A 26,775-nucleotide genomic window follows, 5' to 3' on the forward strand; every position below is an offset into this window, starting at 1 on the left:
ACCGCCCCGTTTCGTCGTACCGCGCGGTGGCGATTACTTGCGCAGCGTTTCGAGCGCGCGGCCCCAGGCGACCGTCTGGTCGAGCACGGTGTTCAGCGCGTCGTCGTGCATCGCGGCCGGCTTGAACACGCTGTAGTTCTCGAAGTCGGTGTGCAGGGAGAGCGCGACCTGGGCGCGTACGGTCGCGACCTGAAGCTCGGCCATGATCAGGCGGAGGTGCTCGACGGCGCGGGCGCCACCGAGGCTGCCGTAGCTGACGAAGCCGGCGGCCTTGTTGTTCCACTCGCCGTACAGGTAGTCGATGGCGTTCTTCAGCGCGCCGGAGGTGGAGTGGTTGTACTCCGGGGTGACGAAGATGTACGCGTCGAACTCCGCGATCTTCGCGGCCCACTCCTTGGTGTGATCGTTGGCGTACTGGCCCATCGCCGGCGGGATGGCCTCGTCGAGGTGCGGGAGGTTGTAGGTCGCGATGTCGACCAGCTCGAACTCGGCGTCGGTGCGCTTGCTCGCCAGGTCGTAGACCCAGCGCGCGACGGCCTCGCCGTTACGACCCGGGCGGGTGCTGCCGAGGATGATGGCTACCTTGGTCATGTGGATCTTCCTTTACTAGGGTGACGTGTCATCCTTAGACATCGCCATAGCCAGGATGACACGTCACCCTTGTTGGGATCATCGGACGTGACACACGCCTCACGGCTACCCGGACGGCGACCCGCGCAACCAGTGGATCCGGCGTAGCCGTGGGGCGAAGGACCCGGTTGGCGCCAGCATCGCACGAGCGGCCGGCACAGGTCCGGCCTTCCGCCAAGCACCACAACTCCCTGCCCAGCGGCCGGACGGCGGCGACCACCTCGGTGGTCCCCGACCCGGCCGCGACGGTCACCGGAGCGGGGATGCAACGCCGGCTTCGGGGCGCCACGTTCTACAGGCGTGGTCAACCACCGGGGCAAGCGGACGAAGCCGAACGCGCGGGCACGGACGGTGTCGGCGCTCGCCGTGATGCTGCTCGCGCTGGCCGGCACGACCCTGTCGGCCTGCGCCGACCGACCGGGGGCGCGACCGCCGGCTGCCGGCCGACCCGTCGCGGTGGAGCCGGCGCTGCTGAGCGCGAGTGCGCTCGGCGCGGACTGGGCCGCCGGCACCACGTCGGTGGACGGGGTCCGGTGGCCCTGGGCCCAGGAGGACTGTCCGGGATACCGGGACGGGGACTTCCCGGCGCAACGACACCGGCAGGCCGCCGCCGCCCGCCAGTACCTGCGTACGACACCGAGGGCCGCCGCGCTCCAGGTGGTCGAGGCGTACGAGCCGGAGTGGGCCGGGCGGGCGCTGGATGACGTACGCCGGGTGCTGCTGACGTGTGGCAGCTATCCGGCCTACGGCGGGCAGGTCTCGTTCAGCCTGCTCGACTCGGACTTCGCCGGCGACGGGGCACTACTGGTACGGGGCCGGATCGTGACAGCCGAGGCGCCCGCGGCGGTTTCCTACTTCGTGGTCGTACGCCGGGGTTTGGTGGTCTCCACCCTCAACCTGCCCGATCCCGGCGACGAGAGCGGGGCGCGGGCGGTCGCGGCCCGACTCGTGGAGCAGCTCGACCGGGTCTGAACCTTCCCCTGGATAATGGGCCGATGCGCTGGACCGTGCTCGACACGCCGATCGGCGAACTGTCCGTGGCCGCCGACGACGCGGGGATCTGCGGTGTGCACTTCGGCCCGATCGCCGGTGCGCTGCCGGCCGGTGCGGAACCGACGGCGGGTGATACGGAACCGGCGGCGGGCGGCGCGGCGGTTTCGGCCGGCGAACCGGGCGCGGGCGACGCCGTGGACGATCCGGCGGCCGGGCGGTGGCGTCGGGCGGCGATCGAGCAGCTCCGGTCGTATTTCGCCGGGGAGTTGACCGACTTCACGGTCCCGCTCTCGGTCCGTCGCGGCTCCGACTTCGAGCGGGCCGTCTGGCGGGAGATGTCGACCATCCCGTACGGGAAGATGCGCACGTACGGCGAGGTGGCGACGGCGCTGGGCGACCCGGGTGCGGCTCGGGCGGTCGGGGTTGCCTGCAACCGCAACCCGATCCCGGTGATCGTGCCGTGTCACCGGATCGTCGGCGCGGGCGGCAAGCTGGTCGGCTTCGGGGGCGGTCTGCCCCGGAAGCGGCAGCTGCTGGAGATCGAGGCCGGCGTCGCGTTGCGGCGGGCCTGGGGCTGAGCGGACCAGCGAGGGCCGGATCCCGATCGGACCCGGCCCTCGAAGTGTGCTGATCGGCGCTGCGCCGGTGGTGGTCACCGTGGGGGTGAACTACCGCTCGACGGTGCCCGCGATGAAGTCCTCGACCGACTGGTGGGCGTCGTGGTCGGAGTACTGCACCGGCGGGGACTTCATGAAGTAGGACGAGGCCGAGAGGATCGGCCCGCCGATGCCCCGGTCCAGGGCGATCTTCGCCGCGCGGACCGCGTCGATGATGACACCGGCGGAGTTCGGCGAGTCCCAGACTTCCAGCTTGAGCTCGGCGTTGAGCGGCACGTCGCCGAAGGAGCGACCCTCAAGCCGGATGTACGCCCACTTGCGGTCGTCCAGCCACGGCACGTGGTCCGACGGGCCGATGTGCACGTCACCCTTGTTGATCTCGTGCGGGATCTGCGAGGTGACCGACTGGGTCTTCGAGATCTTCTTGGAGACCAGCCGGGTGCGCTCCAACATGTTCATGAAGTCCATGTTGCCGCCGAAGTTGAGCTGGTACGTGCGCAGCAGCTCGACCCCGCGGTCCTCGAACAGCTTGGCCAGCGCGCGGTGCACGATCGTCGCACCGACCTGGCTCTTGATGTCGTCGCCGATGATCGGCAGCCCGGCGTCGGTGAACTTCTGCGCCCAGGCCGGGTCGGAGGCGATGAAGACGGGCAGGGCGTTCACGAACGCGCAGCCGGCGTCGATCGCCGCCTGGGCGTAGAACTTGTCCGCCTGCTCGGAGCCGACCGGCAGGTAGGAGACGACCACGTCGACCCGGGCGTCGCGCAGTGCCTGCACGACGTCGGCCGGCTCGCGGTCGGACTCCTGCACGATCTCCCGGTAGTACTGGCCCAGCCCGTCCAGGGTCGGACCGCGCTGGACGGTGACGCCGGTCGGCGCCACGTCAGCCAGCTTGATGGTGTTGTTCTCGCTGGCCACGATTGCCTCGGCCAGGTCCATGCCCACCTTTTTGGCGTCCACGTCGAACGCCGCGACGAATTCCACGTCGGAGACGTGGTAGTCGCCGAAGGTAACGTGCATGAGACCCGGCACGCGGTCGTTTGGGTCGGCATTGCGGTAGTACTCCACGCCCTGTACCAGGGACGAGGCGCAGTTTCCGACACCGACGATGGCGACGCGGACGGAGCCCATCGCGTTTGCCTCCTTCTTTATCACGGCCGCTCCGGCTCATTGCTGGACTGCTGTCGTCCAGGCGGAGACGGGCTTATTTCGGTTGATGGGGTCCCGCCGGCACTTGACGGTGCCGCCGGGGACCGGCCGGAGCGCTCGTTTGCGATGAGCTCCTCCAGCCAGCGGACTTCGCGTTCGCAGGCGTCCAGCCCGTGGCGCTGAAGTTCGAGTGTGTACGCGTCGAGACGCTCGGCCGCTCGGCCCAGCACGTCGCGAAGACCCTCGCGACGTTCCTCGATCTTGCGTCGGCGACCTTCCAGGATCCGTAGCCGGGTTGCCTGGTCGGTGCGGGCGAAGAACGCGAAGTGAACCCCGAATCCGGTGTCCTCGTACGTCTCCGGGCCGGTCTGCGCGATGAGCTCGGCGAACCGCTCCTTGCCTTCCGCAGTGATCTTGTAGACCACCCGGCCCCGGCGGCTGGTCAGCGCCGGCACCACCTCGGTCGTGACCGAGGTCTCGGCTGCCTCGACGATCCAACCGGCGCTTTGCAGCCGGCGTAGCGTCGGGTAGAGGGAGCCGTAGCTGATCGCCGCACGGATGGCTCCGAGCTTGGCGGCGAGCTCCTTGCGCAGCTCGTAGCCGTGCATGGGGGACTCCTGTAGGAGGCCGAGGATGGCGAGTTCGAGCATCTGTTGCCAGTCCTCCATTCCCCGCTTGGTCCCCGGTAATCCACCCGATGTATCGGCCCGATACATCGCACCGTAGACCTCCGGGGGTGGCGAGGGCAAACCCCTGATCGGCATGCGTGTCGCTACAGACTGTGACGGTGGTCGCCTCGTCGGGCCGAACCGCGTACCCTTCACCGCATGCGTACGCAGCGCCGGGTGGTGGACTACTCGCTCCAGAAGCGGGCGGTGCTGCGCGAGGTCTACGCCGGGCGGGTCGGCACGTACGAGGTGTGCGACGCGTCTCCGTACCTGAAGAACGCCGCTCACTTCCACGGCGAACCGACCGAGGTGCGGTGCCCGATCTGCCGGCGCGAGAATCTCACGCACGTCCACTACATTTACGGCGATGAGCTCAAGCAGTCCGCCGGTCAGGCCCGCAGGTTGGCGGAGCTTCCCGTGCTCGCCATGACTGTGCGTGAATTCCAGGTGTACGTGGTTGAGGTCTGCCAGAGCTGCAACTGGAACCACCTCGTCGAGCAGTATCTGCTCGGGCGGGACGGCCTGGCGGCCGAGCCGGGTGAATCGCCCGTCGGCGAGGCGATGGCCGGCACGGGCTCGCGGACCCCAACAGCTCGGCGAAGGCGTGAGGCGCAACGGTGAACCCACCGCCCCCGGCCCCTAACACGGTTTCCTTGACCAGTCAGGGCGCGTGGCGGATTTCTAACCGGATAAGTCCGGTTATTCCCGAAATAGCTGCAAGCAATGGGCAATCCCGGTCAGGCTTGCAGCGTGTCCTAGCTCACGGCAACCCGGTGGTGGCGCTGGCGCGCCCCACTGCGACCGGCAGGGTGTGACAGATGAACTCGTACGGCGACCCCAGCTCCGCACGCGGTCAGGCCCGTGGTTCAGGGCCGAACGGCGAACCCGGACCCACGGCGGACGACCCGTACCGGCGTCCGGCTCCGGACGCCCCCCCGACCTACCATTCGTCCGCGCCGGAGGGCGCGGGATCGGGCTGGTCGGCCCACGGCGGCCCGAACGGCGGCCACGGCCCGGCGGGACCGGCCGCACCCCGCGGCTCCGCGTCGGTCGGTCCGCCCGCCGGTGGACGTGCCTCGGTCGGCTCCGCCTCGGTGGGCGGCTCCGGCCCGCGCAGCGCGCCTCCGAACGGCCCGATGGCCTCGGGATCGGCCTCCGTCGGTCCGGGTGCCAGGGGTACGGCGTCGAGAGGGTCGGCCTCGGTCGGCTCCGCCTCCGTCGGCTCGGCCTCGGTCGGCTCCGCTTCAGTTGGCTCGGCCTCGGTCGGCTCGGCTTCGGTCGGCTCCGCCTCGGTCGGGGCCGGTCCCGCCGGTCGGGCCCGGGTCGGTCGGGCCAGTGTGGGCTCGGCGGCGGTCGGTGGTGCGGCCGGCAGCGCGGGGGTAGCCGGTCGGGCCAGCGTCCGCCCGGTCTCGCCGGCCGGGCCGGGTGGCCCCGGTGGACCCGGCGGCCCGAACGGTCCCGGTGGACCAGGTGGACCGGGACGGCGCGGTCGGCGGGGCGGCGACGACCCCGAGGCACTGCGCAAGGCCAAGATGCGTAAGCGGATCAACTGGCTCATCGCCGGATTCGCGGTGCTGATCATGTTGGCCGGCGGTGGTGTCGTGGCGACCACGTACTACACCACGACGGTGACGTTGCCGCAGGACCTGCCGCTGCCGCTCTCCAGCACCATCTACGCCAGCGACGGCACCACCCAACTGGTGAAGCTGGGCGAGTACAACCGGAACTTCGTCACGATCGAACAGATCCCCGACCACGTCGAGAAGGCGGTCGCGGCGGCCGAGGACGGCAACTTCTACACCCACGGCGGTCTCGACTACATGGGTATCGCCCGTGCCGCGTGGAACAACTTCACCGGCGGCAGCAAGCAGGGCGCGTCCACGATCACCCAGCAGTACGCCCGCAACGCGATGGAGTTGAGCGGCGGCTACGGCCGGAAGATCAAGGAAGCGGTGCTCGCCTCGAAGCTGAACGAGAAGTACAGCAAGTCCGAGATCATGCAGTTCTACCTGAACACGATCTACTTCGGCCGCGGCGCGTACGGCATCGACGCGGCGGCGCAGGCGTACTTCGGTCTCTCGGTGGACAAGCTGAACCCCGCCCAGGGCGCGGTGCTGGCAGCGGTGATCAAGCAGCCGCAGCCGGACGAGGTGACCGGGCACAAGGGTTTCGACCCGTCGGACAACCCCGAGGCTGCCAAGGACCGGTGGACGTACGTCCTCAACGGCATGGTGGACAAAAAGTGGCTGCCGGCGGACCAGCGGCCGGTCGAGTATCCGAAGGTCAACCCGCCCAACACCACCTGCGTCAACGAGTGCGGCATCAACAGCCCGGTCGGCAACGTCGTCAACTACGTCCGCGACGAGATGGTCCAGCTCAAGATCTGTTCGAGCGCGGAGACCTGCGTCAAGGAGATCCGGGACGGCGGCTACAAGATCACCACCACCATCGACGGCAAGATGCAGAAGGCGATGGAGGCCGCGGCCTGGCGCAAGGCCAAGGGCTCCGAGCTCAGCGACCAGCCGGACAACCTGATGGCGGCGGCGGTGGCGATCCAGCCGGGAACCGGGCGGGTGCTGGCCTACTTCGGTGGTGACAACGGCACCGGTCACGACTACGCCGGCAAGAACCTGGAAGGCACCCTCACCGGTGGCCACCCGCCGGGCTCGACCTTCAAGATCTACACCTTGGCGGCGGCGCTGGAGGCCGGGATCTCGGTCGATTCACACTGGGACGCGATGCCGTTCAAGGTCGGCGGCAACGGCCCCAGCGTGCAGAACGCGGGTCGTAACCCGACCTGTGGCAAGAACTGCTCGCTGGAATACTCCACGGTCCAGTCGTACAACGTGCCCTTCTACCACGTCACGGAGAAGATCGGCGTCGACAAGGTGGTGGACATGGCAAAGGACGCCGGCATCACCACCATGTGGACCGACGCCGGCAAGCCCTTCGACATGATCAAGGGCACCGGCAAGGACTCCCCGTTCGACACCTACGTCGGTTACGGCCAGTACGCGATCACCGTGCTCGACCACGCCACCGGGGTGGCCACCCTCGCCGCCCGGGGCAAGTACAGCAAGCCGCACTTCATCATCAAGGTCGAGCAGAAGGACAAGGAAACCGGCGCCTGGACGAAGGTCGGCGGCGAGCAGCTCAAGGTGGAACAGCGGATCCGTACCGAGGTTGCCGACAGCGTCAACGCGGTGCTGGAGAAGATCCCCGAGGCGAACAAGGACACGCTGTCCGGCAGCCGCCCCGCGACCGGCAAGACCGGCACCTGGGAACTGAGCCCGACCAGCAAGGACAACGCGCACGCCTGGATGGTCGGTGCCACGCCGCAGATCGCCACCGCGGTCTGGGTCGGCAACGTGGGCGACCTGAAGGCGATCAAGGACAAGAACAAGACGGCGATCGGTGGTAACGGCCTGCCGGCCGACATCTGGAAAGACTTCATGAACGCCGCCTCCAAGGGCATGAAGACGCAGAAGTTCCCCGATCCGCCGAAGGACTTCGGTGACCCGGACGCCGGCAACGGGGTGGCTCCGCCCCCGCCGCCGCCGGTCTGCGACAACCCGATCCAGATCCTCTGCCCGCCCGGCAGCGTGCCGGGTCAGCCGAACCAGCCGAACCAGCCGGGTCAGCCGAACCAGCCGGGTCAACCCAACCAGCCCGGCCAGCCGAACCAGCCGGGTCAACCGAACCAGCCGGGCCAACCGGGTCAACCCAACGAGCCGGGTCGCCCCAACGGCGGCGGCGGTGGCGGCGGGACGGCGTCCCCCACCCCGCGGACGCGGAACTGATCGATTCGATGGGCCGGCGGCCGGGTGACCACCCGGCCGCCGGCCCATTTCCGTACCCGGCCGCCGACACGGGCGGACCGGGCGGGACGAATGGCGGTCGCGTACGGCAGGATGCCTGTTCATGAGCGCGCAGTCGACGGCAGGCATCGACGAGCCTGAAAAGGTGGACCATCCCTCCCGCTCCGACGGCTTCGTCCGCGGACTGGCCGAAGCGATCGGTGGGCCCATCGGCGAACACGCCGTGGGCGTCGACCGGCGACGCGGCGGTGGTCGCGGCGGACTCGTCTTCTGGAGCGCGGCCCGGATCGTGCTGGCCCTGACCTGCCTCACGCTCGCCCTGCACTGGGTGCAGAAGTCGCCCTGCCAGGACGGTGCGTGGCAGAACAACTACCAGTACACCCGGCTCTGCTACACCGACGTGCTCGCGCTCTACTACGCCGAGGGCCTCAACGAGGGCAAGGTCCCCTACGCCGACCACCCGGTCGAGTACCCGGTGGTGACCGGGTACTTCATGGGCGCGCTGGGGCTGCCCGTACACGCGCTCGGCGAGTCCCGGCCCGGCATCAACCAGGGCCAGTGGTTCTACAACCTGAACGCCCTGGTGCTCAGCGCCCTGGCGGTCGCGACCGTGGCCATGCTGCTCTCGATGCGGCGCCGCCGGCCCTGGGACGCGGCGCTCTTCGCCCTGTCACCGGCGCTGCTGGTCACCGCCACCGTCAACTGGGACCTGCTCGCCATCGGCCTCGCCGCCTTCGGCATGTACGCCTGGGCCAGACGACGGCCGGTCGCGGCCGGCATCCTGCTCGGCCTGGCCGGTGCGGCAAAACTCTTCCCGCTGTTCATCTTCGGCCCGCTGCTGATCCTCGCGCTCCGCGCGAACCGGCTGAAGCAGGCACTCATTGCCGCCGGCACCGCCGTTGTCACGGTCGTCGCGGTCAACCTGCCGGTGGCGATCCCGTACCGGGAGAGCTGGGACCGGTTCTTCGAGCTGAACACCGAACGACCGATCGACTGGGGCACGCTCTGGTACATCGGCCGCTACCTGGACGGGAAGTGGAACACCGGCAACCCCGGTGACCAGGGGCCGTTCCAGTGGCTGAGCAACAACGTCGACCCCACCCTCAACTACCTGACGTACGCCCTGTTCGTGCTGGCCTGCATCGGCGTGGCCCTGCTGGCGGTGCTCGCTCCGCGCCGGCCGAGGCTGGCCCAACTCGCCTTCCTCGTGGTAGCCGCGTTCCTGATCTTCAGCAAGGTCTGGTCCCAGCAGTACACGCTCTGGCTGCTGCCGCTGCTGGTGCTCGCCCGCCCCCGCTGGGGCGCGTTCCTGGCCTGGCAACTCGCCGAGGTCGGCTACTTCGTCGCGTTCTACGGCGAACTGCTCGGTGCCTCCGGCAAGCAGGTCTTCCCCGAGGGCGTGTTCGTACTCGCCGCCACCCTCCGGCTGGTCACCGTGGCCATCCTCTGTGGACTGATCATCCGGGAGATCCTCCGCCCCGAACTCGACCCGGTCCGCGCCACGTACGACGATGACCCCGATGGCGGCGTGCTGGACGGCGCACCGGACGCGCCCTGGTTCACCCGATGGCGTACGGGACGCGGGCCGGCCGGGTCCGACCCGTCCCCCGAACCACCACCGCCAGCGAGCGACCAGCCGGTACCGGTGAGCTGACCGGCGGCACCGAGGGCAGAAGTCGAACCGGCCCGGTTCACCCGATCGTCGGGGTGAACCGGGCCGTCGCGTTCGGGGCCGCCGTGGGGCTCGGGCGTACCGGCTCAGTTTCCGTCGAGGTGGAAGACGATGGTGTCGCCACTGTCCTCGCGCCGGATGTTGAACTGCTCCGCCGGCATGTCTGCGGCACCCGCCCAGGGCGTACCGGCCACCCGGTTCTTGAGCAGGACGACCGTCTTCACCCCGAGCCCGCGCAGGTAGTCGACGCTCTCCTGGTCGGGGAACGCCTCCGCACGCTTGCGCGCCTGGGCCAACGACTCCGGGGTGAAACCGCTGCCGCCGTTCACCACGTCCTGGAACCGGCTGGTCGACCAGAGCATCACGTGCTGGTCGGTGCCCTGGTCCGAGGGGAGCACCAGGATCGGGCCGTCGACCGTACGCAGCGCCGCGGGCTGGGCCGGCACGATCGGCGTCGGGGTCGAGTTCAGCCCCTCGGCCAGCACCAGCACCAGCGGCAGCAGGGTGGCCAGCCGCAGCAGCGGGCCGGGTCGCGGCGGTATCCGTTCCGCCGCCGAGATGTCCCGGGCCCGCTCGGCGAACGCGCTCACCGAACCGGCGGCGATGATCCCGAGCAGCAGCGTCGTCCAGATCATCAGCCGGCCCGGCGTACGCAGCCCGTCCCAACCGGGTAGGTGCTCGAACAGCGGGAGGTAGGAGAACCGACCGCCGAAGAACTCGGTGCCCATCGTGAGGATCGCGCTGACCAGCACCCCGGCGAGCAGCAGCAGGCGCTGCCGGATGGTCCAGATGGAGAACAGCAGGCCGGCGAGGGCCAGCGCGTAGAGCACGAATCCGGGCAGCAGGGTGTTCTCCGGTGCCCACGGCAGTCCGGCCCGCGCCGCGTCGTGCAGCCTGCCCCAGACCAGCGACTCCTGCGGCGCGACCACGAACCCGCTGGGCGGGGGCGAGTAGAGCGCGAGGTCGCCGACCGTACGCCGGGCGTTCGGGTGCAGCTCGGCGACCCGGAAGTACGGGATGGCCAGCAGTACACCGATCCCCGCGAAGATCACCGCGCCCCAGAAGTCGGCCAGCAGCAGCCGTACGCCGAGCGGCCGGCGCTCCGGCCAGAACCAGGTACGCCGCACGAACCAGGTCACCGAGGCGACGAGCACGATCCCGGCCAGCAGGTACGCGAACGGCAGGCCGATGCCGAAGCCGAGACTGAGCTGCCACGCCGCGACCAGCCAACCGCCGAGCGCCCAGCCGGCGTGCTTGCGCTCCGGTCGGAAGCCGTGCCGCAGCGACCAGCCGTGGCCACGGGCCAGCATGGCCAGCGCCAGCGGGATCCCGCCGTTGGAGATGACGTGCAGGTGACCGGCCTGGGAGAGCAACCACGGCGGGTACGCGAACGCCACCCCGGCGACCGCCGCGCCGATCCGCCCCGCCCCGAGCTGCCGCACCAGGGCGTACGCGCCGACGGTGGCGAGAGCGTGCGCCAGCACGAAGATGATGTTGTAGCGGACCAGTGCGGCAACCGGGCCGTTGCCGATCATCCCGGCCGGGGCGTACCCGAGCAGGGTGTCGGAGAAGGCGAAGCTCCACGACTCCGGGTAGAACGCGTTCGACTGCCAGAGCAGCGCCGGGTTGGTCAGCAGGATGTGCCCGGACCAGGACATCTGCCACGCCTGAAGGGTCGGGTCCCAGATGTCCTGCGGGATGGTGTGCGCCGGGTAGCGCAGCGTCGGCCAGGTCATGACGACGGCGAGGACCAGGCTGGCCAGACCGGCGAGGGTCCACTCGTGGAACAGGACCCGGGTGACCCGGCTCAGCCGACCGGGCACCGGCTCCGGGGCGGGCGCGAACGCCGCCCACCGGTCGGCCGGCTCGGCGTCGGGCTGATCGGTCGCGTCCGTACCGGTCGGTTCCCTGAGCTGCTCGCCGCTGCTCGCCGCCGGCCGCCGCAACGGCCAGGTCCGCCGCCACCACGGCGGGCGCGACCCGGTGCCGGATGCCGAGGTGTTCCGCTCGACGACGCCCAGGTCGATGACCGCCGGTTCGACCAGCGTCGCGGTCGAGCCCGTGCCCGTGCCGGTCTTGTCGCGGCCCTCGGTGGCGCCGTCGGCATCCGGCTGGTCGGTGGCGTCGGGTCCGACCGTCGTACGCGGCTGGTCGGGCTGGCCGGCGCCCTCGGACCTGTCGGTGGCTTTGGTGTGGCCGGACCCGTTGGTCGTGGGACCGGACCCGTTGGTGGTCGCCGCGTCCGTGCCGGTGGCATCCCGATCGGCCGGGTCGGCCTGACCGGTCGCCTCGGCGGGCACGTCGGTGGCGTTCGACTGGTCCGTTGTCATCAGCCTGCTTTTCCCTACCGGCCCACGCGGTCGCGCAGGAATGCGATGTCGGCGCTCTGGCCGTCGACCCCGCCGGGGGTTTCCACGACGACCGGGGCGCCGGCCGCGCGGATGACGGCGACCACCAGGTCGGGATCGATGTTCCCCTGACCCAGATTGTCGTGACGATCGCGGCCCGAGTCGAATCCGTCCTTCGAGTTGTTGGCGTGGATCAGGTCGATCCGACCGGTGATCGCCTTGACCCGGTCCACGATGTCGAGCAGGTCCTCGCCGCCGGCGTGGGCGTGGCAGGTGTCGAGGCAGAAGCCGACGCCGTACTCACCGACCGCGTCCCAGAGCCGGGCGAGCGCGTCGAACCGGCGGGCGCACGCGTTGTCGCCGCCGGCGGTGTTCTCGATCAGCACCTGGGTGGCGAACCCGCCGGACTCGGCCGCGTACGCGAAGGTCTTCCGCCAGTTGTCGAAGCCCTTCGTGATGTCGTCGCCCTTGTTCACGTGACCGCCGTGGACGATCAGCCCTCGGGCGCCGACTGTCGCGGCGGCGTTGGCGTGCTCGACGAGCAGCTTGCGACTGGGGATCCGGATCCGGTTGTTCAACGTCGCCACGTTGATCACGTACGGCGCGTGGATGTAGACGTCGACCTCGGCGGCGCGCAACCGGTCGGCGTCCGCCCGTGGCTCGGGTGCTTTCCAGCCCTGGGGATCGGCGAGGAAGAACTGCACCGTGTCCGCCTTGCGGAGGGTGGCCTCGTCCAGCGGGTCCGCAGAGTCGACGTGGGCTCCGATACGCATGAGGGCGAGCCTACGTGCCACAGACCAGGGCCGGCATCGCGGCGGCTGTCGGGTGGGGCGGTGCGGCGTCGCGGAGCGGGCCGCGTTACCGCCTGCCGGGCCGGTCGTTAGCAGTGGTGAGACTCCTGGCCCGGCACTCGGATCAGGTGCAACCGCTGCCGACCGAGGGACGAGGAAAGTGCCGTCGCTGCTCCGACACCGCCGCGCCACCGTGGCCGTTGCCGCGTTGTTCGCCGGTGCGCCGCCGCTGGCGGCGGCGACCCTCGGTGGGCAGATCGCGGTGGTGCCGGCCGTCGGGCGTACGACTGACCTTGATTCATGGCACCCCTCCGCCGCGCGGCCCGGCGCGGCGGAGGGGAGCACCCTTGCCGGGGACGCCGGGTTGACCCGCCTGCTCGCGCTCATTGCCACGATCTGCGTGGTAGGCGTAAGCGCCGGGGCAATTCGGGCTATCATCGCTCAACGGGCAACACGGACTGTTGTGGCGTAAGATGACAACTAAGTAGGCTCCGCGGGGCGCCTCCTGTCCAACCTCATCGGTGTGGTCGTTCCTCCCCAGGTCCCACCCAAAGAATGCGGACAGGGCGCCCCGCGGCTCTGCAAGGAAGGGCCCCTTTCTGTCGATCTTCGACGGGAGGGGGCTCTGTCAACACCCCGTACGCCCGGTGAACCTCCCGGTACGCCACCGGGTATCCTGGTCAGGTTGTCTGTGTCACCACGGGTTCCCCCGCCGGTGCCGAGGCAACGACGCACGACCTCCTGCCACGGAAGGACCGTGGCCGTTAGCCCATAGGAGGTGAGCACGTCTTGCGTCATTACGAGATCATGGTCATCCTCGATCCAAGCCTCGAGGAGCGCACCGTCGCCCCGTCGCTCGACACGTACCTCAACGTGATCCGCACTGCGGGTGGCTCGGTGGAGAAGCTCGACGTGTGGGGCCGCAGGCGCCTCTCGTTCGAGATCAATAAGAAGGCCGAGGGCATCTACGCCGTCATCGATTTGCAGGCATCCCCTGCGGCGGTGGCTGAGCTGGACCGTCAGCTGCGACTCAACGAGTCCGTGCTGCGCACCAAGGTCATCCGGCCGGAAACGCGCTGACGCGCGTTCTTTCCCGGCACGCCCGGATCAGCCTCAGGGCTCTGTCGTACTGCTCTGGCAGCCTACGACGGAGTCTGATGAGTGCGCGAGGAGTTGGTCATGGCAGGAGATACCACCATCACGGTCATCGGCAACCTGACTGATGACCCCGAGTTGCGTTTCACCCCGTCTGGCGCGGCGGTAGCCAAGTTCCGGGTCGCATCGACGCCCCGGTTCATGGACCGGGCCACGAACGAGTGGAAGGACGGCGACCCGCTCTTCCTTGCCTGCACCGTATGGCGGCAGGCAGCGGAGCACGTTGCCGAGTCACTACAGCGGGGTGCCCGCGTGATCGTCTCGGGCCGGCTGCGCCAGCGGTCGTACGAGACCCGCGAGGGTGAGAAGCGCACCGTCATCGAGCTGGAGGTCGACGAGATCGGCCCGTCGCTGCGGTACGCCACGGCGAAGGTGCAGAAGATGTCGCGTTCCGCTGGTGGAGGTGGCGGCTTCGGCGCCTCCGGCGGTGGCGGTGGCGGTGGTGGCCAGGGCGGCGGAGGCAACTTCGACGACCCGTGGGCCACGGCAGCCCCGTCCTCCTCGGCTTCCGGTTCGGGCGGCGGAAACTTCGACGAAGAGCCCCCGTTCTGATGGCGCCGCCGAGCGCTCGCGATCGCAAACCAGGAGCAAGAGCAATGGCAAAGGCTGCGGCACTGCGCAAGCCGAAGAAGAAGGTGAACCCGCTCGACAAGGACGGGATCACCTACATCGACTACAAGGACACCGCGCTGCTGCGGAAGTTCATCTCCGACCGCGGCAAGATCCGCGCTCGGCGGGTGACCGGGGTCACCTCCCAGCAGCAGCGCCAGATCGCCCGTGCGGTCAAGAACGCCCGTGAGATGGCGCTCCTGCCGTACACGGCCACGGCCCGCTGAGAGGAGACGCCGACATGAAGGTCATCCTGACGCAGGAAGTGTCCGGTCTCGGTTCCCCCGGCGACGTTGTCGAGGTGAAGGACGGCTACGGCCGTAACTACCTGCTTCCGCAGGGCTTCGCCATCGTCTGGACCAAGGGTGCGGAGAAGCAGGTTTCGGTCATCAAGCGGGCCCGCTCGGCTCGCGAGATCCGCGACCTCGGCCACGCCACCGAGGTCGCCGGCCAGCTCGAAGGGCTCAAGGTCAGCCTCAGGGCGCGGGCCGGCGAGGGTGGCCGGCTCTTCGGCTCGGTCACCCCGGCCGAGGTCGTCGACGCGGTCAAGGCCGCTGGCGGCCCGGTCCTCGACCGGCGCCGGCTGGAACTGCCCGGCCACATCAAGTCGGTCGGTGCGTACCCGGTGCGGGTCAAGCTGCACCCGGACGTCACCGCCAAGTTCGACCTGAACGTGGTGCAGGGCCGGTAGTACGGAACTGACGAGTGAAGGCCGCACCCTCGGGTGCGGCCTTCACTCGTTGCATCGAACGAACACTCGCGACCGGGGGACACCGTCGACGCCGACCGTCCCCGCCCCGGTCAGCCGAGCTGCTGACCGGTGATCACGCTGTAGAGCACGGTGGACAGACCGCCGCCGACAACCGCCGAGGCGAGTCCGAGGCTGGCCGGCCGCCAGGCTCGACTCACCCAGCGCAGCAACAGTGCCACCACCAGGCTGCCCGTCAGCGCGGCACCGAAGCGTGGTGCGGCACCGAGGATCGAGGCCAGCGCCTGGGCCCGCTGCGAGTCACATCCGCCGCCGGTCGGGTCGGTCACACAACCATCCGGGACGCTGTTGTCCAGGGTCACCAGCCAGACGAAGAAAACCAGCACCGGTACGGCGTACCAGGCGGCGGTATAGAGCACCGCCGCGAGATGGCTGCCGGGTTCCGCGGCGAGCAGGTCCTCTTCGATCCGCCGTGGCGGTCGACTGCTCCGGCCCGGCAGGTTGCCCGGTCCGGGCGGCGCGGTCGGGGCGTTCCGAACACTGCGACCGGTACGCCGTTGCGCCGCGACGGCGGGCGCGGTCCTGGCCCCCGTCGTCGGTGCCGCCGGAGTACGCGGCGGTCCGGTCCTGGGCGGACGGGGATAGGCCACCGCCGGAGACCGGGGCGCCGAGGTGGGCGTCTCCATCCAGCGCGGATCGTCGCCGGCCAGGCGGGTGCCGGACCAGAAGGCGTCCCGGTCCCGCCACGGCGGTGCCGCGCCCTCCCGCCGGTCCGGGTCGTCCAGCGCGGCCAGCTCGCTCCGGTCCCAGACGCCGGTGTCGGTGAACCGGTCCCACTGACCGGTGTCGGTGGAGCCATCCCACCGGCCGGTGTCCGTGGAGCCATCCCACCGGCCGGTGTCCGTGAACGAACTCAAGACCCCGGTGCCCGCCTCGTCGGGGCCCCGGCTGTCGAGGTCGAACCGGTCCCAGACGCCGGTGTCGTCGAACCGGTCCCACTGGCCGGTGTCGGCGGCTCGGTGCCGGTGACCCGGCCCGGCGGCCCGGTGCCGCTCACCGGTGTCGGTCACCCGGTTCCACTGGCCGGTCTCGGTGAACCTGTCCCGGCTGCGCCGGCCCGTCGAGGGCTCGTCCGGCGGCGCCTCCGGCGGGTCGGAGCGCGGCGCGCGTACCCGATCCTCCGGCCCTGGCACCGCGCGCAGATCCGGCCGTCCGGCCCGGTCCGCCCGCCCTGCTCGGCTCTCCCCGGTCGGGCGTTCGGCCCGGCTCGCTCGCTCGGCCCGCGTTCGTTCGGCCCGGTCCCCACGACCTGTCCGGCCGGTGGGTTCGGTTCGGTCCGCGCGACCTGTCCGGCCGGTGGGCTCGGTCCGGTTCGCACGCTCGGGCCGTTCGGTGCGGCCCGCGCGTTCGGACCGTCCGGTCCGGTCCGCGCGTCGGGGCTCCGCCGACAGCCCACCACGAGCCGTCGGACCGGCCCGATCGGCCCGCTCGACGCCCTTGTCGGGGTCCTGGTCGAGGAGGTCGGATCGGTCCCAGACGCCGGTGTCGTCGAACCGTTGCCAGCGGGCGGCGTCCGCAGAGCGGTCAGAACCGGCCGTACGCCGCCGCCGGCCACCGCTGCTGGTGGTGGCGGCGTCGGAGCCGGTGCTCCACCGGCTCGTGCCGGTCGCTTCGCCCCGACCGTCGACGGGTGTGTCGCCCGCCCAGTCCCGACTCCGGCGATCGGAGCGCTGCCGGGTGCCCCCCGCCGGGGAACCGCCGGTACGGGTGTCGTCCGTGCCCGCCCCGCCGTCGGTCCAGGTGCCGGCGGTCGACTCTCCATCCTCGGAACGGCTGCGTCGCCGAGGGGCGTACCCGTCGCTGATTCGGCGGTCGGAGCGGCCGCCACCGGCCCGTTCGTCGGTGTCGTCCGCGTGCCGGCCCGAGCGGCCCGCCGGCCGGTCGTCCGGCTCGGCCCTGCGCCGTCCACCGCCCGACGGCTCGGTGCCCTGCCAACCGGTCGGGGCGGTCCAGTAGTCCGTCGCCGAGGTGTCCGTGCCGGAGTCGGCCGTACGCGACCCACTGCCGCCGCGCCCGGCGGTGCCGCCGACGTCGGCCCAGGGGCGATCGGGCTCTGGATCGGCCGGATACCGCGCGACGTCGTCCCGAGCCCCGGCCGCGGATTCCAACGCCCAACTCGGGGTGTACCGCTCCGGGTCACTGCGGTGCGCGCCGCGACGGCGGCTGGTGGGCTCGTAACCCTCGCCGGTGTGCGAGTAGGGGTCACCGGGGCGTGGATCGCCATCATCGACCCAGGCGTCGGCTGGTCGCCGCGCGGGGCGGGTGAGGTCACCGCGCCCCCAGTCCCGATAGTCCACGGTCGGAGCGTGACCTTTCTGAGATCGAATGGCAATCGACCGTCCAGACGGATCTGTCGATGTCGGCATAATCCTGCCAGCTCGGACGGATCTTCTGGGTTTTTCTTTCCTCCACACCGTGGGGACGGAGTACGCCCATGTCACGACTGGTACAGGCTACCTTCCCCAGCCGTTATGCACAGCCTGTGCACAGGGCTGCACACACCCTGGCGCCCGCTGTCCACAGGTTGTCCCGAGGCTCGTCCACCGCCGCGTTTGAGGTCCTGACCTCGACTTTCGTATGGTTACCTGGCGGAACCCCACCCCTGACGCGATGTTCCCCGGCCGTGCCGGTAGGTAGGCCCGAACCGAAAACAGGTAGGCGCGAACCCGAAAATTTGTCGTACCTCGGCGGTATCGCTCAGACACAGCCGATCCAGCGGAGGGGGAGTCGGTGTCGGTCAGCGATGACATACGCGCGGAGGCCAGGGCGGCCGGACCACCCTCGGGACCACCGGCCCAGCGCGACGGTCAGTTCGACAAGACCCCGCCCCAGGACATCGCGGCCGAACAGTGCGTGCTCGGCGGGATGCTGCTGTCCAAGGACGCCATCGCCGACGTGGTCGAGATCCTCAAGACCGGTGACTTCTACCGGCCGGTACACGGCACGATCTTCGACATCATCCTCGACCTGTACGGGCGGGGAGAGCCGGCCGACTCGATCACCGTGGCCGCAGCGCTCGCCGACTCCGGGGACCTGGCCCGGATCGGTGGCGCGCCGTACCTGCACACGCTCATCGCCAGCGTGCCGACCGCCGCGAACGCCGGCTACTACGCCCGGATCGTCGGCGAGCGCGCGGTGCTGCGCCGCCTGGTCGAGGCCGGCACCCGCATCGTCCAGCTTGGCTACGGCTCGGCCGCGGGCGGCGGGCGCGACGTCGACGACGTGGTCGACCTGGCCCAGCAGGCCATCTACGACGTCACCGAGAAGCGGGTCAGCGAGGACTTCGCGGTCCTCGCCGACATGCTGCAACCCACGCTCGACGAGATCGAGGCGGTCGGTGCCTCCGGCGGGATGATGACCGGCGTACCGACCGGCTTCAGCGACCTGGACCGCCTGCTGAACGGGCTGCATCCGGGCCAGTTGATCATTGTTGCCGGTCGGCCCGGTCTAGGGAAGGCGCTGGCGCTCGACACGCCGCTGCCGACCCCCGATGGGTGGACGACGATGGAAGCCGTGCGCCAGGGCGATCAGCTGTTGGGTGCCGACGGCCGTCCAACCGTTGTCACGGCGGTTTTCGAGGTGATGCACGACCGGCCGTGCTACGAGGTCGAGTTCTCCGACGGGTCGGTCATCGTCGCGGACGCTGAGCACCTGTGGAAAACAACAACCAGGGCAAGCCGCCGAGGCGGCAGTACCCGCCGGCAGATCGGCTGGTCTGGCAATGCCCTCACCGGGTTGCGGCGCGCCCACCAGGAGCACGCGACAGCGCCGGATACGGAAGTCTCTATCCAGGAAGCGCTTGCTATGGTCGGCCCGGAGTTCAAGAGCACCCTTCAACGCGTGGTGCGCGGCCTGCCGGTCCAGTCGGTCCGATCAACTGCCGGGACGGGGCGACGAGGCCGTCCTGCTCAAACCTACTCCGCCCAGGTGTTGTATTCGGGCTTGCTGGATCGCGGCGAGGGTTGGAGCGAGACGCTGGACCGGGCGGCACAGCAGAGCGTGGTTACGACCGAGCAAATCGCTGCCACCCTGCGAACCGACACTGCTGATCGGCGTCTCAACCACGCGGTTGAAAACTGCGCCCCGCTCGCACTTCCGGAACAAGAACTACTCGTGCCTCCGTACGTGTTGGGGGTGTGGCTGGGGGACGGTCATAGTGCTGGCGATCGTTTCACCAGTGCCGACCCCGAGATAGCGACCTACATCGAGGAAGCCGGCCTTCTCGTCCGCCAAACCGGCCCGATGCTCTACGCGATCAGCCGGCGGTGCGAGGACTGTCACCGTACGTTCGGGTCTTTCGGGGGGATGCTGAAGTCGATCGGGGTGCTCAACAACAAGCACATTCCCCAGAGTTACCTCCGGGCATCCGAGGCCCAGCGTCGAGCACTCCTGGCGGGGCTGCTCGACACGGACGGCACGGTCGCCCCCAGCGGGAACCTCCAGTACACGTCGACTTCTCGGCGCCTGGCTTACAACGTTCGAGAACTGGTCGTCACCCTCGGGTACCGGTGCAGCGTGACCGAAAAGAAGGTACGGGAACGCGGGCCCGAGTCGTCGACGGCGTACACGTTGAACTTCTCTACCAACGACGTCGTGTTTCGACTGCGACGGAAGCAGGAAGCGCACCGAACTCGGCGCAGAACCGATTCAGAGGTCCGCAGCGGCTCCCGGTTCATCGTTGCCGTGCGTGCGGTTCCCAGCGTGCCGGTCCGCTGCGTCACCGTCGACAACGAGGACCACCTGTACCTCGCTGGCGAGACGATGGTTCCGACTCACAACAGCACCGCATCTATGGACTTTGCCCGAAATGCTGCGATTCGGGCTAATCAGGCGGCGGCCATCTTCTCGCTCGAAATGAGCAAGGTCGAGATCGTCATGCGGTTGCTCTCGGCCGAGGCCCGGGTCCCGCTGCATGTCCTGCGCAGTGGGCAGCTCTCCGACGACGACTGGACCAAGCTCGCCCGGTGCATGGGCGAGATCAGCGAGGCCCCGCTCTTCGTGGACGACACGCCCAACATGAACCTGATGGAGATCCGGGCAAAGGCTCGCCGACTCAAGCAGCGGCACGATCTGAAGATGATCGTGGTCGACTATCTCCAGCTGATGAGCTCGCCAAAGAAGACGGAGAGCCGCCAGCAGGAGGTCGCCGAGCTGTCCCGAGGACTGAAGCTGCTGGCCAAGGAGGTCGAGTGCCCGGTCATCGCGGTCAGTCAGCTGAACCGTGGACCGGAGCAGCGTACGGACAAGCGACCCCAACTGTCTGATTTGCGTGAGTCTGGGTCAATTGAGCAAGATGCTGACGTTGTCATCCTGCTGCACCGCGACGACTACTACGACAAGGAGTCCCCGCGCGCGGGCGAGGCCGACTTCATCGTCGCAAAACACAGAAACGGCCCAACAGACACCGTGACCGTCGCCGCACAACTCCACCTGTCACGGTTCGTAGACATGGCCATCGTCTAACCCAACCCCCCGAACGCCACCCCTCGCACCCCTCGCACCCCCCGGCACCCCCCACACGCCGTCGATCTAGGGCAAATACGTGCTAGTGGATCTCTATCCACCACCATTTGCCCTAGATCGCGGAGGAAGTAGGGACGGGGGGAGGGGGTGGCGGCCGGGAGGGGGGCGTCCCGGGCCCGGCCGACACCTTGTTTTTTTGCTGGGCGAGTTGGTGGTGGTTAGTCGAAGAGCTCGTTCAGGAAGCTCTTACGCTTCTTGTTCCGGTAGTGCCCGTGGTAGCCCTGGTGCTGTCCCTGGTGCTGTCCGTACGCCGGAGCCGGCGGGTAGCCGTGGGTGACCGGCGGCGGCGGGGCGTGGCCCGGGGCGGGATAACCGGGCTGGTGCTGTCCCGGGGCGGGCGGGGGCGGCGGGTAACCGGCGCCGGGCGGAGGCGGCGGCGGTGCGTAACCGCCGGCCGGCGCGGCGGAAGGCTGGCGCGGTGCGCCACCCTGCTGGTTCCAATTCGACTCGGCCTCGAAAAGCTTCTCCAGCTCGCCGCGGTCAAGGAAAATTCCACGGCATTCGCTGCACTGGTCTACGGTGACGCCGCTGCGCTCGTACTGGCGCATGTCGCCCTGGCACTTCGGACATGTCAGATGCATCACTCGAAGGTACCGGGTCAAGTCACCATCACCCACCGAGCGCGGCCGTGACTTCGTCGTCGGACACCTCACGGAAGTCTTCGTAGAAGCGGCTGACCGCGCCGAACTGCTCCGGTCGGTGCGGGCAGACGACCTGGTCGGCCTCGGTGGCGAGGGCCGCGTACGCCTCCGGCGAGCCCACCGGCACGGCCACCACCACCCGCTGCGCGCCCAGCCGACGGGCCACCGCCACCGAGGCCCGTGCGGTGGCGCCGGTGGCGAGCCCGTCGTCCACGATCACGGCGGTACGGCCATCGAGCGACAGCGGTGGTCGACCGGCCCGATAGAGCTGCTCCCGGCGTTCCAGCTCGGCCGCCTCCCGGCGGACGACCTCCGCTATCCGCTCGGGGTCGAGCCGGTCCGCCAACTCCGGATTGAGCACCCGGACACCGCCCGGACCGAGCGCGCCGAACGCCACCTCGGGGGCCTGGGGCAGGCCGAGCTTGCGTACGACGAGCACGTCCAGTGGCGCGCCGAGCCGTTCGGCCACCACGGCGGCGACCGGGACACCGCCCCGGACCAGGCCGAGCACGCTGGTGTCCGGCCGCCCGGCGAGGTCGGCCAACTGATCCGCGAGTGCCCGGCCCGCGTCGACCCGGTCCCGGTAGAAGGTCATGCCTCAGGTGTACGCCTCGTCGGCGTAGCCCGCCGGCTTCTCCGCCAGACTCAGAGCGTCTGGCCGAGCCACCAGCCGAGTGCGGCCGCGCCGAGTCCGGCGATCAGCGTCGCGGCGACGTAGAGCAGCGCCCGCAGCCGCCCGTACGTCGTCTCGCCGGCCAGCCGCACGGTCTCGTAGCTGAAGGTGGAGTACGTGGTCAGCGCGCCACAGAAGCCGGTTCCGACGAGTACGCCGACCCAGCCGGGCAGGGCGCTGCCGAGCCCGGCGAGCAGCCCGAGCACCAGCGAGCCGGCCACGTTCACGGTCAGGGTGCCCCAGGGCAGGGTCCGGTCGAGCCGGCGGGTGGCGATCCGGTCGACCAGGAACCGGCAGGCCGCCCCGATTGCCCCGCCGGCCAGCACGAGCAGCAGGTTCGTCACGTCGGCCGGTCGGAGTCGAAGGCGCCGGGAACGATCCGCTCGACCAGCCGGCCGCCGAGCCAGGCGGCCGTCAGCGCGCCGGCCAGGGTGCCGAGCACGTACCCGCAGGCGAGCAGGGGGCGGTCGGTGGCGAGCAGTCCACGGGTCTCGACCGCGTACGTGGAGAAGGTGGTGTAGCCGCCGAGCAGACCGGTGCCGAGGAACGGGCGGATCAGCCGGTGCGGGGCGATCCGGCCGTTGACGAATCCCATCAGCAGGCCGAGCAGGAGACAGCCGGTCAGGTTGACGGCCAGGGTGGTCCACGGGAAATGGCCGGACGGGGTCGGCCAGAGCACGGCGACGCCGTACCGGGCCGCCGCGCCGAGGGCGCCGCCGACCGCCACCGTGGCGAGCACGTCCAGCGGCATTCGGTCACCGTCGACCGCTCCGGTCGGGTTCCTCATCGGGCGGTGGCGGCCGCCGGTGGGGTCCGGTCGGTGGCGGGGTCGGCTGCGGGTCGGCCGAGCCACAGGGCGGGCGCCCAGGTCAGGAACACGATCGGGTAGAGCAGGTAGCCGAAGCGGGTCGAGGGCATCAGCACGATCGCGGCGAGCAGTCCGTACCCGCAGATCAGGGTGGCCGATCCGGCGGTTTGCGGGGGGCGGCGGACGAGTCGTACGGCGATCAGCAGCCCGGCCCCGACGAGCAGCGCGGCGGCGATCACCCGGCCGGCGGGCAACGCCGCCGCGATCAGGTAACCGGGGAACGGCGACTGGGCCGGGCTGGTCACCACACCGTGGCCGAGCGGGAATCGCAGCACGTTCTCCACCAGCGCCGACGAGTCGACGAGCTGGACCGGGATCAGCGCGGCGACGGGCAGGCCGATCGCGCCGGCGGCCAGTCGGGCGGCGGTCCGCCAACCCCGGGTCGCGGCGTAGCCGATCAGCACCAGGGCGACCGGCCAGGCGAAGAGCTTCAGCGCTCCGGCGAGCCCGATCGCCACCCCGGCGGCACCGAACCGGTGCTTCGCGCCGAGGGCCAGGGCGAGCAGGCAGAGGGCCAGGACCGGCAGGTCGTCTCCGCCGGTGGCCAGGGTCAGCGCGCAGACCGGCAGCACGGTGGCGAACTGCACCGCCCGTACCAGGGCATGGTCGCGGGCGTCGGCCCGGTCGGACCGGTCCGGTCGCGCGGCGGTCCGGGCCAGGGCTTTTCCGGTACGCCGCAGCGTCGTCACCGCGACGCCCAGCGCGACGGCGGTGACCAGGGCGAACCAGATCCGGGCGTCGGTCCACCAGGCGTCTGCGGCGATCGCCCTCGGCAGCCCGAACAGGGCCATGCCCGGCTGGTACGGGGTGTAGCCGGACAGTTGCTCGCCGGCCGGCAACGCCCTGATCGCGTCCGGTCCGAGGTATGGCGTTCCGTGGTCGAGCAGGCGGATGCCGGCGTGCTCGATCACGGCCACCTCCTCCTGTGCCCGGTCGGCGTGTCCACCGGCCCGTTCGACGGACTGCCACACCATCGGTAACAGTGCGGTGGTCGCCCAGGTCACTGCGGTGAGCGTGGCGCGGGCGGCGGTGCCGGTCAGCCGGGTCACGCCCCGGCGGCGGGCGAGGAACTGGCCGGTGGCGGCGAGCACGGCCAGCAGGTAGCCGGCGGTGGCCACGGTTCCCCAGGCGCGGTGCGGCAGCAGGGTGGAGGTGGCCGCGGTGACGGCGGCGAAGACGGTCGAGGCGCCGTAGAACCACAGGTCTCCGGCGAGCCCACCGGCGGCACCGTCCATCCGGCTCCACAGCCGGTGGGCGCGGCCGCGCGGGTCCGGGGAGATCACGCCGGCAAGTGTGGCAGACGGTCGGTCTGTCGGATGCCGGTGCGCCGTCCGGGGGACAGCCGGATCACCGCGCCCTCGTCGTGCAGCGGCGGGGCGAGGGCGCCCGGCCGGCCGTCGGCGCCCCGGCGCAGCGCGGCGAGCATCCGGGTGGCCGGCATCGGGCGGGCGAACAGGTGGCCCTGTCCGGCGGTGCAGCCCAGTTCCCAGAGCGCCAGCCGCTGCGGTTCGCTCTCCACACCCTCGGCGATGACCTGGAGGTCGAGGCTGCGGCCCAGGTCGACGGTTGATCGGATCACCGCCACCGCCTCGGCCGAGGTCTCCATCGCCATCACGAAGGTCCGGTCGATCTTCAGTTCGTGCACCGGGATCCGGGACAGCACCGACAGCGAGGAGTAGCCGGTGCCGAAGTCGTCGAGGGCGAGCCGGACGCCGGCGTCGCGTAGTTGCCCGAGCACCCGGTCGACGATCTCAAGCTGGCTGAGGGTGAGGTTCTCGGTGAGTTCCAGGACCAGGCGTTCGGGTGGCAGGTCGTGGGCGTGCAGCCGGGCCAGTACGACCTCGGGGAAGCTGGCGTCGAGCAGGCTGCGTGGGGACACGTTCACCGCCACCGGCAGGTCGAACCCGGCCGCGTGCCAGTCGCGGGCGGCGACGATGGACTGGTCGAGTACGGCGGCGGCGAACGCCGGCAGCAGGCCGGAGCGTTCGACAGCGTCCAGGAACCGCAGCGGGTCGATCGTGCCGTGGGTCGGGTGCTGCCAGCGGGCCAGTGCCTCCGCGGCCACCACCACGCCGGTGCCGAGGTCGACGATCGGCTGGAACTCGACGGTGAACTCCCGCTCGGCGACCGCGCGGGACAGCTCCCCGCTGAGGGTGAGCCGTCCGAGGTCGGCGGTGTCCCGGCTCGGTACGTAGTTCGCGAGCCGCTGGCCGCTCCGTTTTGCCTGGTACATCGCGACGTCGGCGCGGCGCAGTAGTTCGGACATGCCGCCGGTGTTGGGCGCGACGGCGATCCCGCCGCTGGCCTCGACGCTGATCCGCATGCCGTCGAGCTCGATCGGTTCGTGGAGTACGGCCAGCAGCTTCTCGGCCCGGTGGGTGGCGACCGCCGGGGCGGGGAGGCCGGCGATCAGTACGGCGAACTCGTCGCCGCCGAGCCGGGCGACCAGGTCCTCGGGGCCGGCGGCGGCGCTGAGCCGCTCGGCGACCTCGATCAGCACCCGGTCGCCGGACGGGTGGCCGAGGGTGTCGTTGACCTCCTTGAAGTGGTTCAGGTCGATCAGCAGTACGGCGGCGACCCCGTCGGCGTGCCGCAGGTTCAGTTGCTCGGTGCCGCGCTCCAGCAGGTGGCGCCGGTTGGCCAGGCCGGTGAGTACGTCGTGCGAAGCCGCGTGCGCGTGTTCGTCGGCGACCCGGGTCAGTTCGGCGTACGCCGAGGCGTTGCGGATGGCGGTGCAGAGCGCGGAGGCGAACGTACGCAGCGTGTACCGCTCGCGTTCGGAGAACTGGACCGGGCCGGGGAACCAGAGCCGGAGCAGCCCGATCTCGATGCCGTCGTGGCCCTGGAGCGGGGTGGTGATGGTGGTGCCGCTGCCGGGTAGCGGCTCGCCGCCGGTGCCGTCGGAGGTGATCGTGGCGCTGTCGCCCCGGATGGTTCGCCCGCCGTCGTGGCGTACGACCTCGACCTCGTCGGCGGCGAAGAGTTCGGCGGCGCTGTGCACGGCGGTCCGGAGCACCTGTCCGAGGTCGACGTCGTTGAGCGCGTCGGTGGCTCGGGCGAGCTGCTGCCAGGCGTGTCGTTCGGCCCGGCTGCGCAGTCGGGACGAGTACGCCAGGTGCAGGCTCAGCACCAGGGGCGGGACGATGAGCAGCAGGTTTATGTCGACCTGGAGGATCAGCAGGATGGCCAGGATCACCAGGAAGTGGGCGATGCCGCTGGCCAGCCGCAGGTCCAGGTGACCGGAGAAGAGGCTGCGTACGCTGACCCGGCTGGCGAGTGCGACGACCGGCAGGACGAGTAGTTCGTCGAGCACCACGACCGCGAGGTACGCGGCGGCGAGCGGCAGGATCAGTTCGGTGAGTGGCCGGTCGGTGGGACCGGATGCCCCGAATTGCATGAGGACCAGCCCGGCCGCGGACGCGAGCAGCATGTCCTTGGCGACGCCGAAGGTGAGTTTCAGCGGCGCGAGTCGGACGATCACCCGGGCGATGGCGACACCGAGCCCGGTGCAGAGGATGACCCAGGGGGTCGGCGCGGTCGCGAGTCCGGTGAGGAAGGCGACCTCGGTCCAGGAGATGCCGTGCGCGGTGGAGCGGATGCGGATCTGGACGCTGACCGTCGCGCCGACGACGACCAGGAAGGTCAGTTTGGCGGCGGTGGACAGTTCCGCGAATGACGGGAGTCCGTGGGTCGAGATATCGCCAATGCTGATCACTGCGGCTATGCCCGCACAAACGACGACGAGACCGACAAGCAGCACCAGCCGCCGATCGGTCCCAGTGTCGTCCTGATCAGTCCGAGTCATACCAGTCCTTTGTCGCCACTCGGTATTTCTCTCGTGACGGTATGTC

23 protein-coding genes are annotated in these 26,775 nt (G+C 70.2%); 10 read left to right on the forward strand and 13 right to left on the reverse strand.

The features are described from left to right. Positions 1–33: 33 nt before the first annotated feature. Positions 34–591 (reverse strand): NADPH-dependent FMN reductase, encoded by a 558-nt coding sequence (locus OG792_RS33680; RefSeq protein ID WP_329105817.1) that lies wholly within the window; start codon positions 589–591, stop codon positions 34–36. Between the two features lie 339 nt (positions 592–930). Here OG792_RS33680 and OG792_RS33685 point away from each other — a divergent pair, with 339 nt between their 5' ends. Then, on the forward strand, positions 931–1,602 hold the full coding sequence (locus OG792_RS33685) for a hypothetical protein (protein WP_329105818.1): 672 nt from the start codon (positions 931–933) through the stop codon (positions 1,600–1,602). Positions 1,603–1,625: 23 nt separating this feature from the next. Further along, the gene (locus OG792_RS33690; RefSeq protein ID WP_329105819.1) at positions 1,626–2,201 is read left to right on the forward strand and encodes a methylated-DNA--[protein]-cysteine S-methyltransferase; all 576 of its coding nucleotides are present in this window, start codon (positions 1,626–1,628) and stop codon (positions 2,199–2,201) included. Positions 2,202–2,291: 90 nt separating this feature from the next. Here OG792_RS33690 and OG792_RS33695 read toward each other — a convergent pair whose 3' ends face one another. Together OG792_RS33695 and OG792_RS33700 are read right to left on the reverse strand one after the other, a co-directional pair. Beyond that, entirely contained in the window at positions 2,292–3,371 is a 1,080-nt protein-coding gene (locus OG792_RS33695; protein WP_326561844.1) for an inositol-3-phosphate synthase, read from the reverse strand. A gap of 20 nt (positions 3,372–3,391) precedes the next feature. Beyond that, positions 3,392–4,039 carry a PadR family transcriptional regulator gene (locus OG792_RS33700; RefSeq protein ID WP_329111602.1) on the reverse strand — a complete coding sequence of 216 codons (648 nt, stop codon included), beginning with the start codon at positions 4,037–4,039 and terminating at the stop codon, positions 3,392–3,394. A 177-nt stretch (positions 4,040–4,216) separates the two neighbouring features. Between OG792_RS33700 and OG792_RS33705 the strand changes: the two genes are divergently transcribed. After that, positions 4,217–4,678, forward strand: coding sequence for a DUF5318 domain-containing protein (locus OG792_RS33705; protein WP_329105824.1), 462 nt, complete (start codon positions 4,217–4,219; stop codon positions 4,676–4,678). 319 nt (positions 4,679–4,997) lie between these two features. Here OG792_RS33705 and OG792_RS33710 read toward each other — a convergent pair whose 3' ends face one another. Further along, entirely contained in the window at positions 4,998–5,582 is a 585-nt protein-coding gene (locus tag OG792_RS33710) for a hypothetical protein (protein WP_329105826.1), read from the reverse strand. 7 nt (positions 5,583–5,589) lie between these two features. Between OG792_RS33710 and OG792_RS33715 the strand changes: the two genes are divergently transcribed. Both OG792_RS33715 and OG792_RS33720 read left to right on the forward strand, forming a co-directional pair. Beyond that, positions 5,590–7,857 carry a transglycosylase domain-containing protein gene (locus OG792_RS33715; protein ID WP_329105828.1) on the forward strand — a complete coding sequence of 756 codons (2,268 nt, stop codon included), beginning with the start codon at positions 5,590–5,592 and terminating at the stop codon, positions 7,855–7,857. A gap of 121 nt (positions 7,858–7,978) precedes the next feature. Then, complete coding sequence (locus OG792_RS33720; RefSeq protein ID WP_329105830.1) at positions 7,979–9,529, forward strand: glycosyltransferase family 87 protein; 1,551 nt, start codon at positions 7,979–7,981, stop codon at positions 9,527–9,529. Between the two features lie 104 nt (positions 9,530–9,633). On the opposite strand, the gene OG792_RS33725 is transcribed toward OG792_RS33720, so the two are convergent. Together OG792_RS33725 and OG792_RS33730 are read right to left on the reverse strand one after the other, a co-directional pair. Next, the gene (locus OG792_RS33725) at positions 9,634–11,877 is read right to left on the reverse strand and encodes a hypothetical protein (protein WP_329105832.1); all 2,244 of its coding nucleotides are present in this window, start codon (positions 11,875–11,877) and stop codon (positions 9,634–9,636) included. 14 nt (positions 11,878–11,891) lie between these two features. Continuing rightward, complete coding sequence (locus OG792_RS33730; protein ID WP_329105835.1) at positions 11,892–12,668, reverse strand: deoxyribonuclease IV; 777 nt, start codon at positions 12,666–12,668, stop codon at positions 11,892–11,894. Between the two features lie 807 nt (positions 12,669–13,475). Here OG792_RS33730 and rpsF point away from each other — a divergent pair. The 4 genes from rpsF to rplI all read left to right on the forward strand — a co-directional run bounded on the left by rpsF (position 13,476) and on the right by rplI (position 15,141). Beyond that, complete coding sequence (gene rpsF / locus OG792_RS33735) at positions 13,476–13,766, forward strand: 30S ribosomal protein S6 (RefSeq protein WP_121157770.1); 291 nt, start codon at positions 13,476–13,478, stop codon at positions 13,764–13,766. 81 nt (positions 13,767–13,847) lie between these two features. Beyond that, the gene (locus tag OG792_RS33740) at positions 13,848–14,393 is read left to right on the forward strand and encodes a single-stranded DNA-binding protein (protein ID WP_329105839.1); all 546 of its coding nucleotides are present in this window, start codon (positions 13,848–13,850) and stop codon (positions 14,391–14,393) included. Between the two features lie 44 nt (positions 14,394–14,437). Continuing rightward, positions 14,438–14,677, forward strand: a complete 240-nt coding sequence (gene rpsR / locus OG792_RS33745; RefSeq protein ID WP_007073789.1) for a 30S ribosomal protein S18 — start codon at positions 14,438–14,440, stop codon at positions 14,675–14,677. Positions 14,678–14,691: 14 nt separating this feature from the next. Further along, a complete protein-coding gene (gene rplI, locus OG792_RS33750; RefSeq protein ID WP_329105841.1) occupies positions 14,692–15,141 on the forward strand; it encodes a 50S ribosomal protein L9 in 450 nt (149 codons plus the stop codon). Positions 15,142–15,251: 110 nt separating this feature from the next. On the opposite strand, the gene OG792_RS33755 is transcribed toward rplI, so the two are convergent. Next, a complete protein-coding gene (locus OG792_RS33755) occupies positions 15,252–17,516 on the reverse strand; it encodes a hypothetical protein (protein WP_329105843.1) in 2,265 nt (754 codons plus the stop codon). 433 nt (positions 17,517–17,949) lie between these two features. On the opposite strand from OG792_RS33755, the gene dnaB reads away from it, so the two are divergent. Beyond that, a complete protein-coding gene (gene dnaB, locus OG792_RS33760; protein WP_329105845.1) occupies positions 17,950–20,682 on the forward strand; it encodes a replicative DNA helicase in 2,733 nt (910 codons plus the stop codon). Positions 20,683–20,900: 218 nt separating this feature from the next. On the opposite strand, the gene OG792_RS33765 is transcribed toward dnaB, so the two are convergent. The 6 genes from OG792_RS33765 to OG792_RS33790 are packed head-to-tail and all read right to left on the reverse strand — an operon-like array spanning position 20,901 to position 26,729. After that, positions 20,901–21,326 (reverse strand): TFIIB-type zinc ribbon-containing protein, encoded by a 426-nt coding sequence (locus OG792_RS33765; RefSeq protein WP_329105847.1) that lies wholly within the window; start codon positions 21,324–21,326, stop codon positions 20,901–20,903. A 25-nt stretch (positions 21,327–21,351) separates the two neighbouring features. Further along, positions 21,352–21,978 carry a phosphoribosyltransferase gene (locus OG792_RS33770; protein ID WP_329105848.1) on the reverse strand — a complete coding sequence of 209 codons (627 nt, stop codon included), beginning with the start codon at positions 21,976–21,978 and terminating at the stop codon, positions 21,352–21,354. Between the two features lie 50 nt (positions 21,979–22,028). Further along, on the reverse strand, positions 22,029–22,400 hold the full coding sequence (gene crcB / locus OG792_RS33775; RefSeq protein ID WP_329105850.1) for a fluoride efflux transporter CrcB: 372 nt from the start codon (positions 22,398–22,400) through the stop codon (positions 22,029–22,031). After that, entirely contained in the window at positions 22,397–22,807 is a 411-nt protein-coding gene (crcB, locus tag OG792_RS33780) for a fluoride efflux transporter CrcB (RefSeq protein WP_329105852.1), read from the reverse strand. Before crcB (OG792_RS33780) ends, crcB (OG792_RS33775) begins: the two co-directional genes overlap by 4 nt. Positions 22,808–22,839: 32 nt before the next feature. Further along, on the reverse strand, positions 22,840–24,159 hold the full coding sequence (locus OG792_RS33785) for a glycosyltransferase family 87 protein (protein ID WP_329111604.1): 1,320 nt from the start codon (positions 24,157–24,159) through the stop codon (positions 22,840–22,842). 44 nt (positions 24,160–24,203) lie between these two features. Next, a complete protein-coding gene (locus OG792_RS33790) occupies positions 24,204–26,729 on the reverse strand; it encodes a putative bifunctional diguanylate cyclase/phosphodiesterase (RefSeq protein WP_329105854.1) in 2,526 nt (841 codons plus the stop codon). Between the last annotated feature and the right edge of the window lie 46 nt (positions 26,730–26,775).

Origin of the sequence: Micromonospora sp. NBC_01699, from assembly GCF_036250065.1 — a bacterium.
Lineage (GTDB): Bacteria > Actinomycetota > Actinomycetes > Mycobacteriales > Micromonosporaceae > Micromonospora_G.

Coding starts and splice junctions, on each gene's coding strand:
- OG792_RS33695 (WP_326561844.1), bottom strand. CDS start 3,371: ATGGGCTCCGTCCGCGTCGCCATCGTCGGTGTCGGAAACTGCGCCTCG.
- OG792_RS33715 (WP_329105828.1), top strand. CDS start 5,590: ATGCGTAAGCGGATCAACTGGCTCATCGCCGGATTCGCGGTGCTGATC.
- rpsR (WP_007073789.1), top strand. CDS start 14,438: ATGGCAAAGGCTGCGGCACTGCGCAAGCCGAAGAAGAAGGTGAACCCG.
- OG792_RS33790 (WP_329105854.1), bottom strand. CDS start 26,729: ATGACTCGGACTGATCAGGACGACACTGGGACCGATCGGCGGCTGGTG.
- OG792_RS33725 (WP_329105832.1), bottom strand. CDS start 11,877: ATGACAACGGACCAGTCGAACGCCACCGACGTGCCCGCCGAGGCGACC.
- OG792_RS33705 (WP_329105824.1), top strand. CDS start 4,217: ATGCGTACGCAGCGCCGGGTGGTGGACTACTCGCTCCAGAAGCGGGCG.
- OG792_RS33785 (WP_329111604.1), bottom strand. CDS start 24,159: ATGGACGGTGCCGCCGGTGGGCTCGCCGGAGACCTGTGGTTCTACGGC.
- OG792_RS33680 (WP_329105817.1), bottom strand. CDS start 591: ATGACCAAGGTAGCCATCATCCTCGGCAGCACCCGCCCGGGTCGTAAC.
- OG792_RS33720 (WP_329105830.1), top strand. CDS start 7,979: ATGAGCGCGCAGTCGACGGCAGGCATCGACGAGCCTGAAAAGGTGGAC.
- rplI (WP_329105841.1), top strand. CDS start 14,692: ATGAAGGTCATCCTGACGCAGGAAGTGTCCGGTCTCGGTTCCCCCGGC.
- OG792_RS33770 (WP_329105848.1), bottom strand. CDS start 21,978: ATGACCTTCTACCGGGACCGGGTCGACGCGGGCCGGGCACTCGCGGAT.
- OG792_RS33700 (WP_329111602.1), bottom strand. CDS start 4,039: ATGCTCGAACTCGCCATCCTCGGCCTCCTACAGGAGTCCCCCATGCAC.
- OG792_RS33730 (WP_329105835.1), bottom strand. CDS start 12,668: ATGCGTATCGGAGCCCACGTCGACTCTGCGGACCCGCTGGACGAGGCC.
- OG792_RS33690 (WP_329105819.1), top strand. CDS start 1,626: ATGCGCTGGACCGTGCTCGACACGCCGATCGGCGAACTGTCCGTGGCC.
- crcB (WP_329105852.1), bottom strand. CDS start 22,807: ATGCCGCTGGACGTGCTCGCCACGGTGGCGGTCGGCGGCGCCCTCGGC.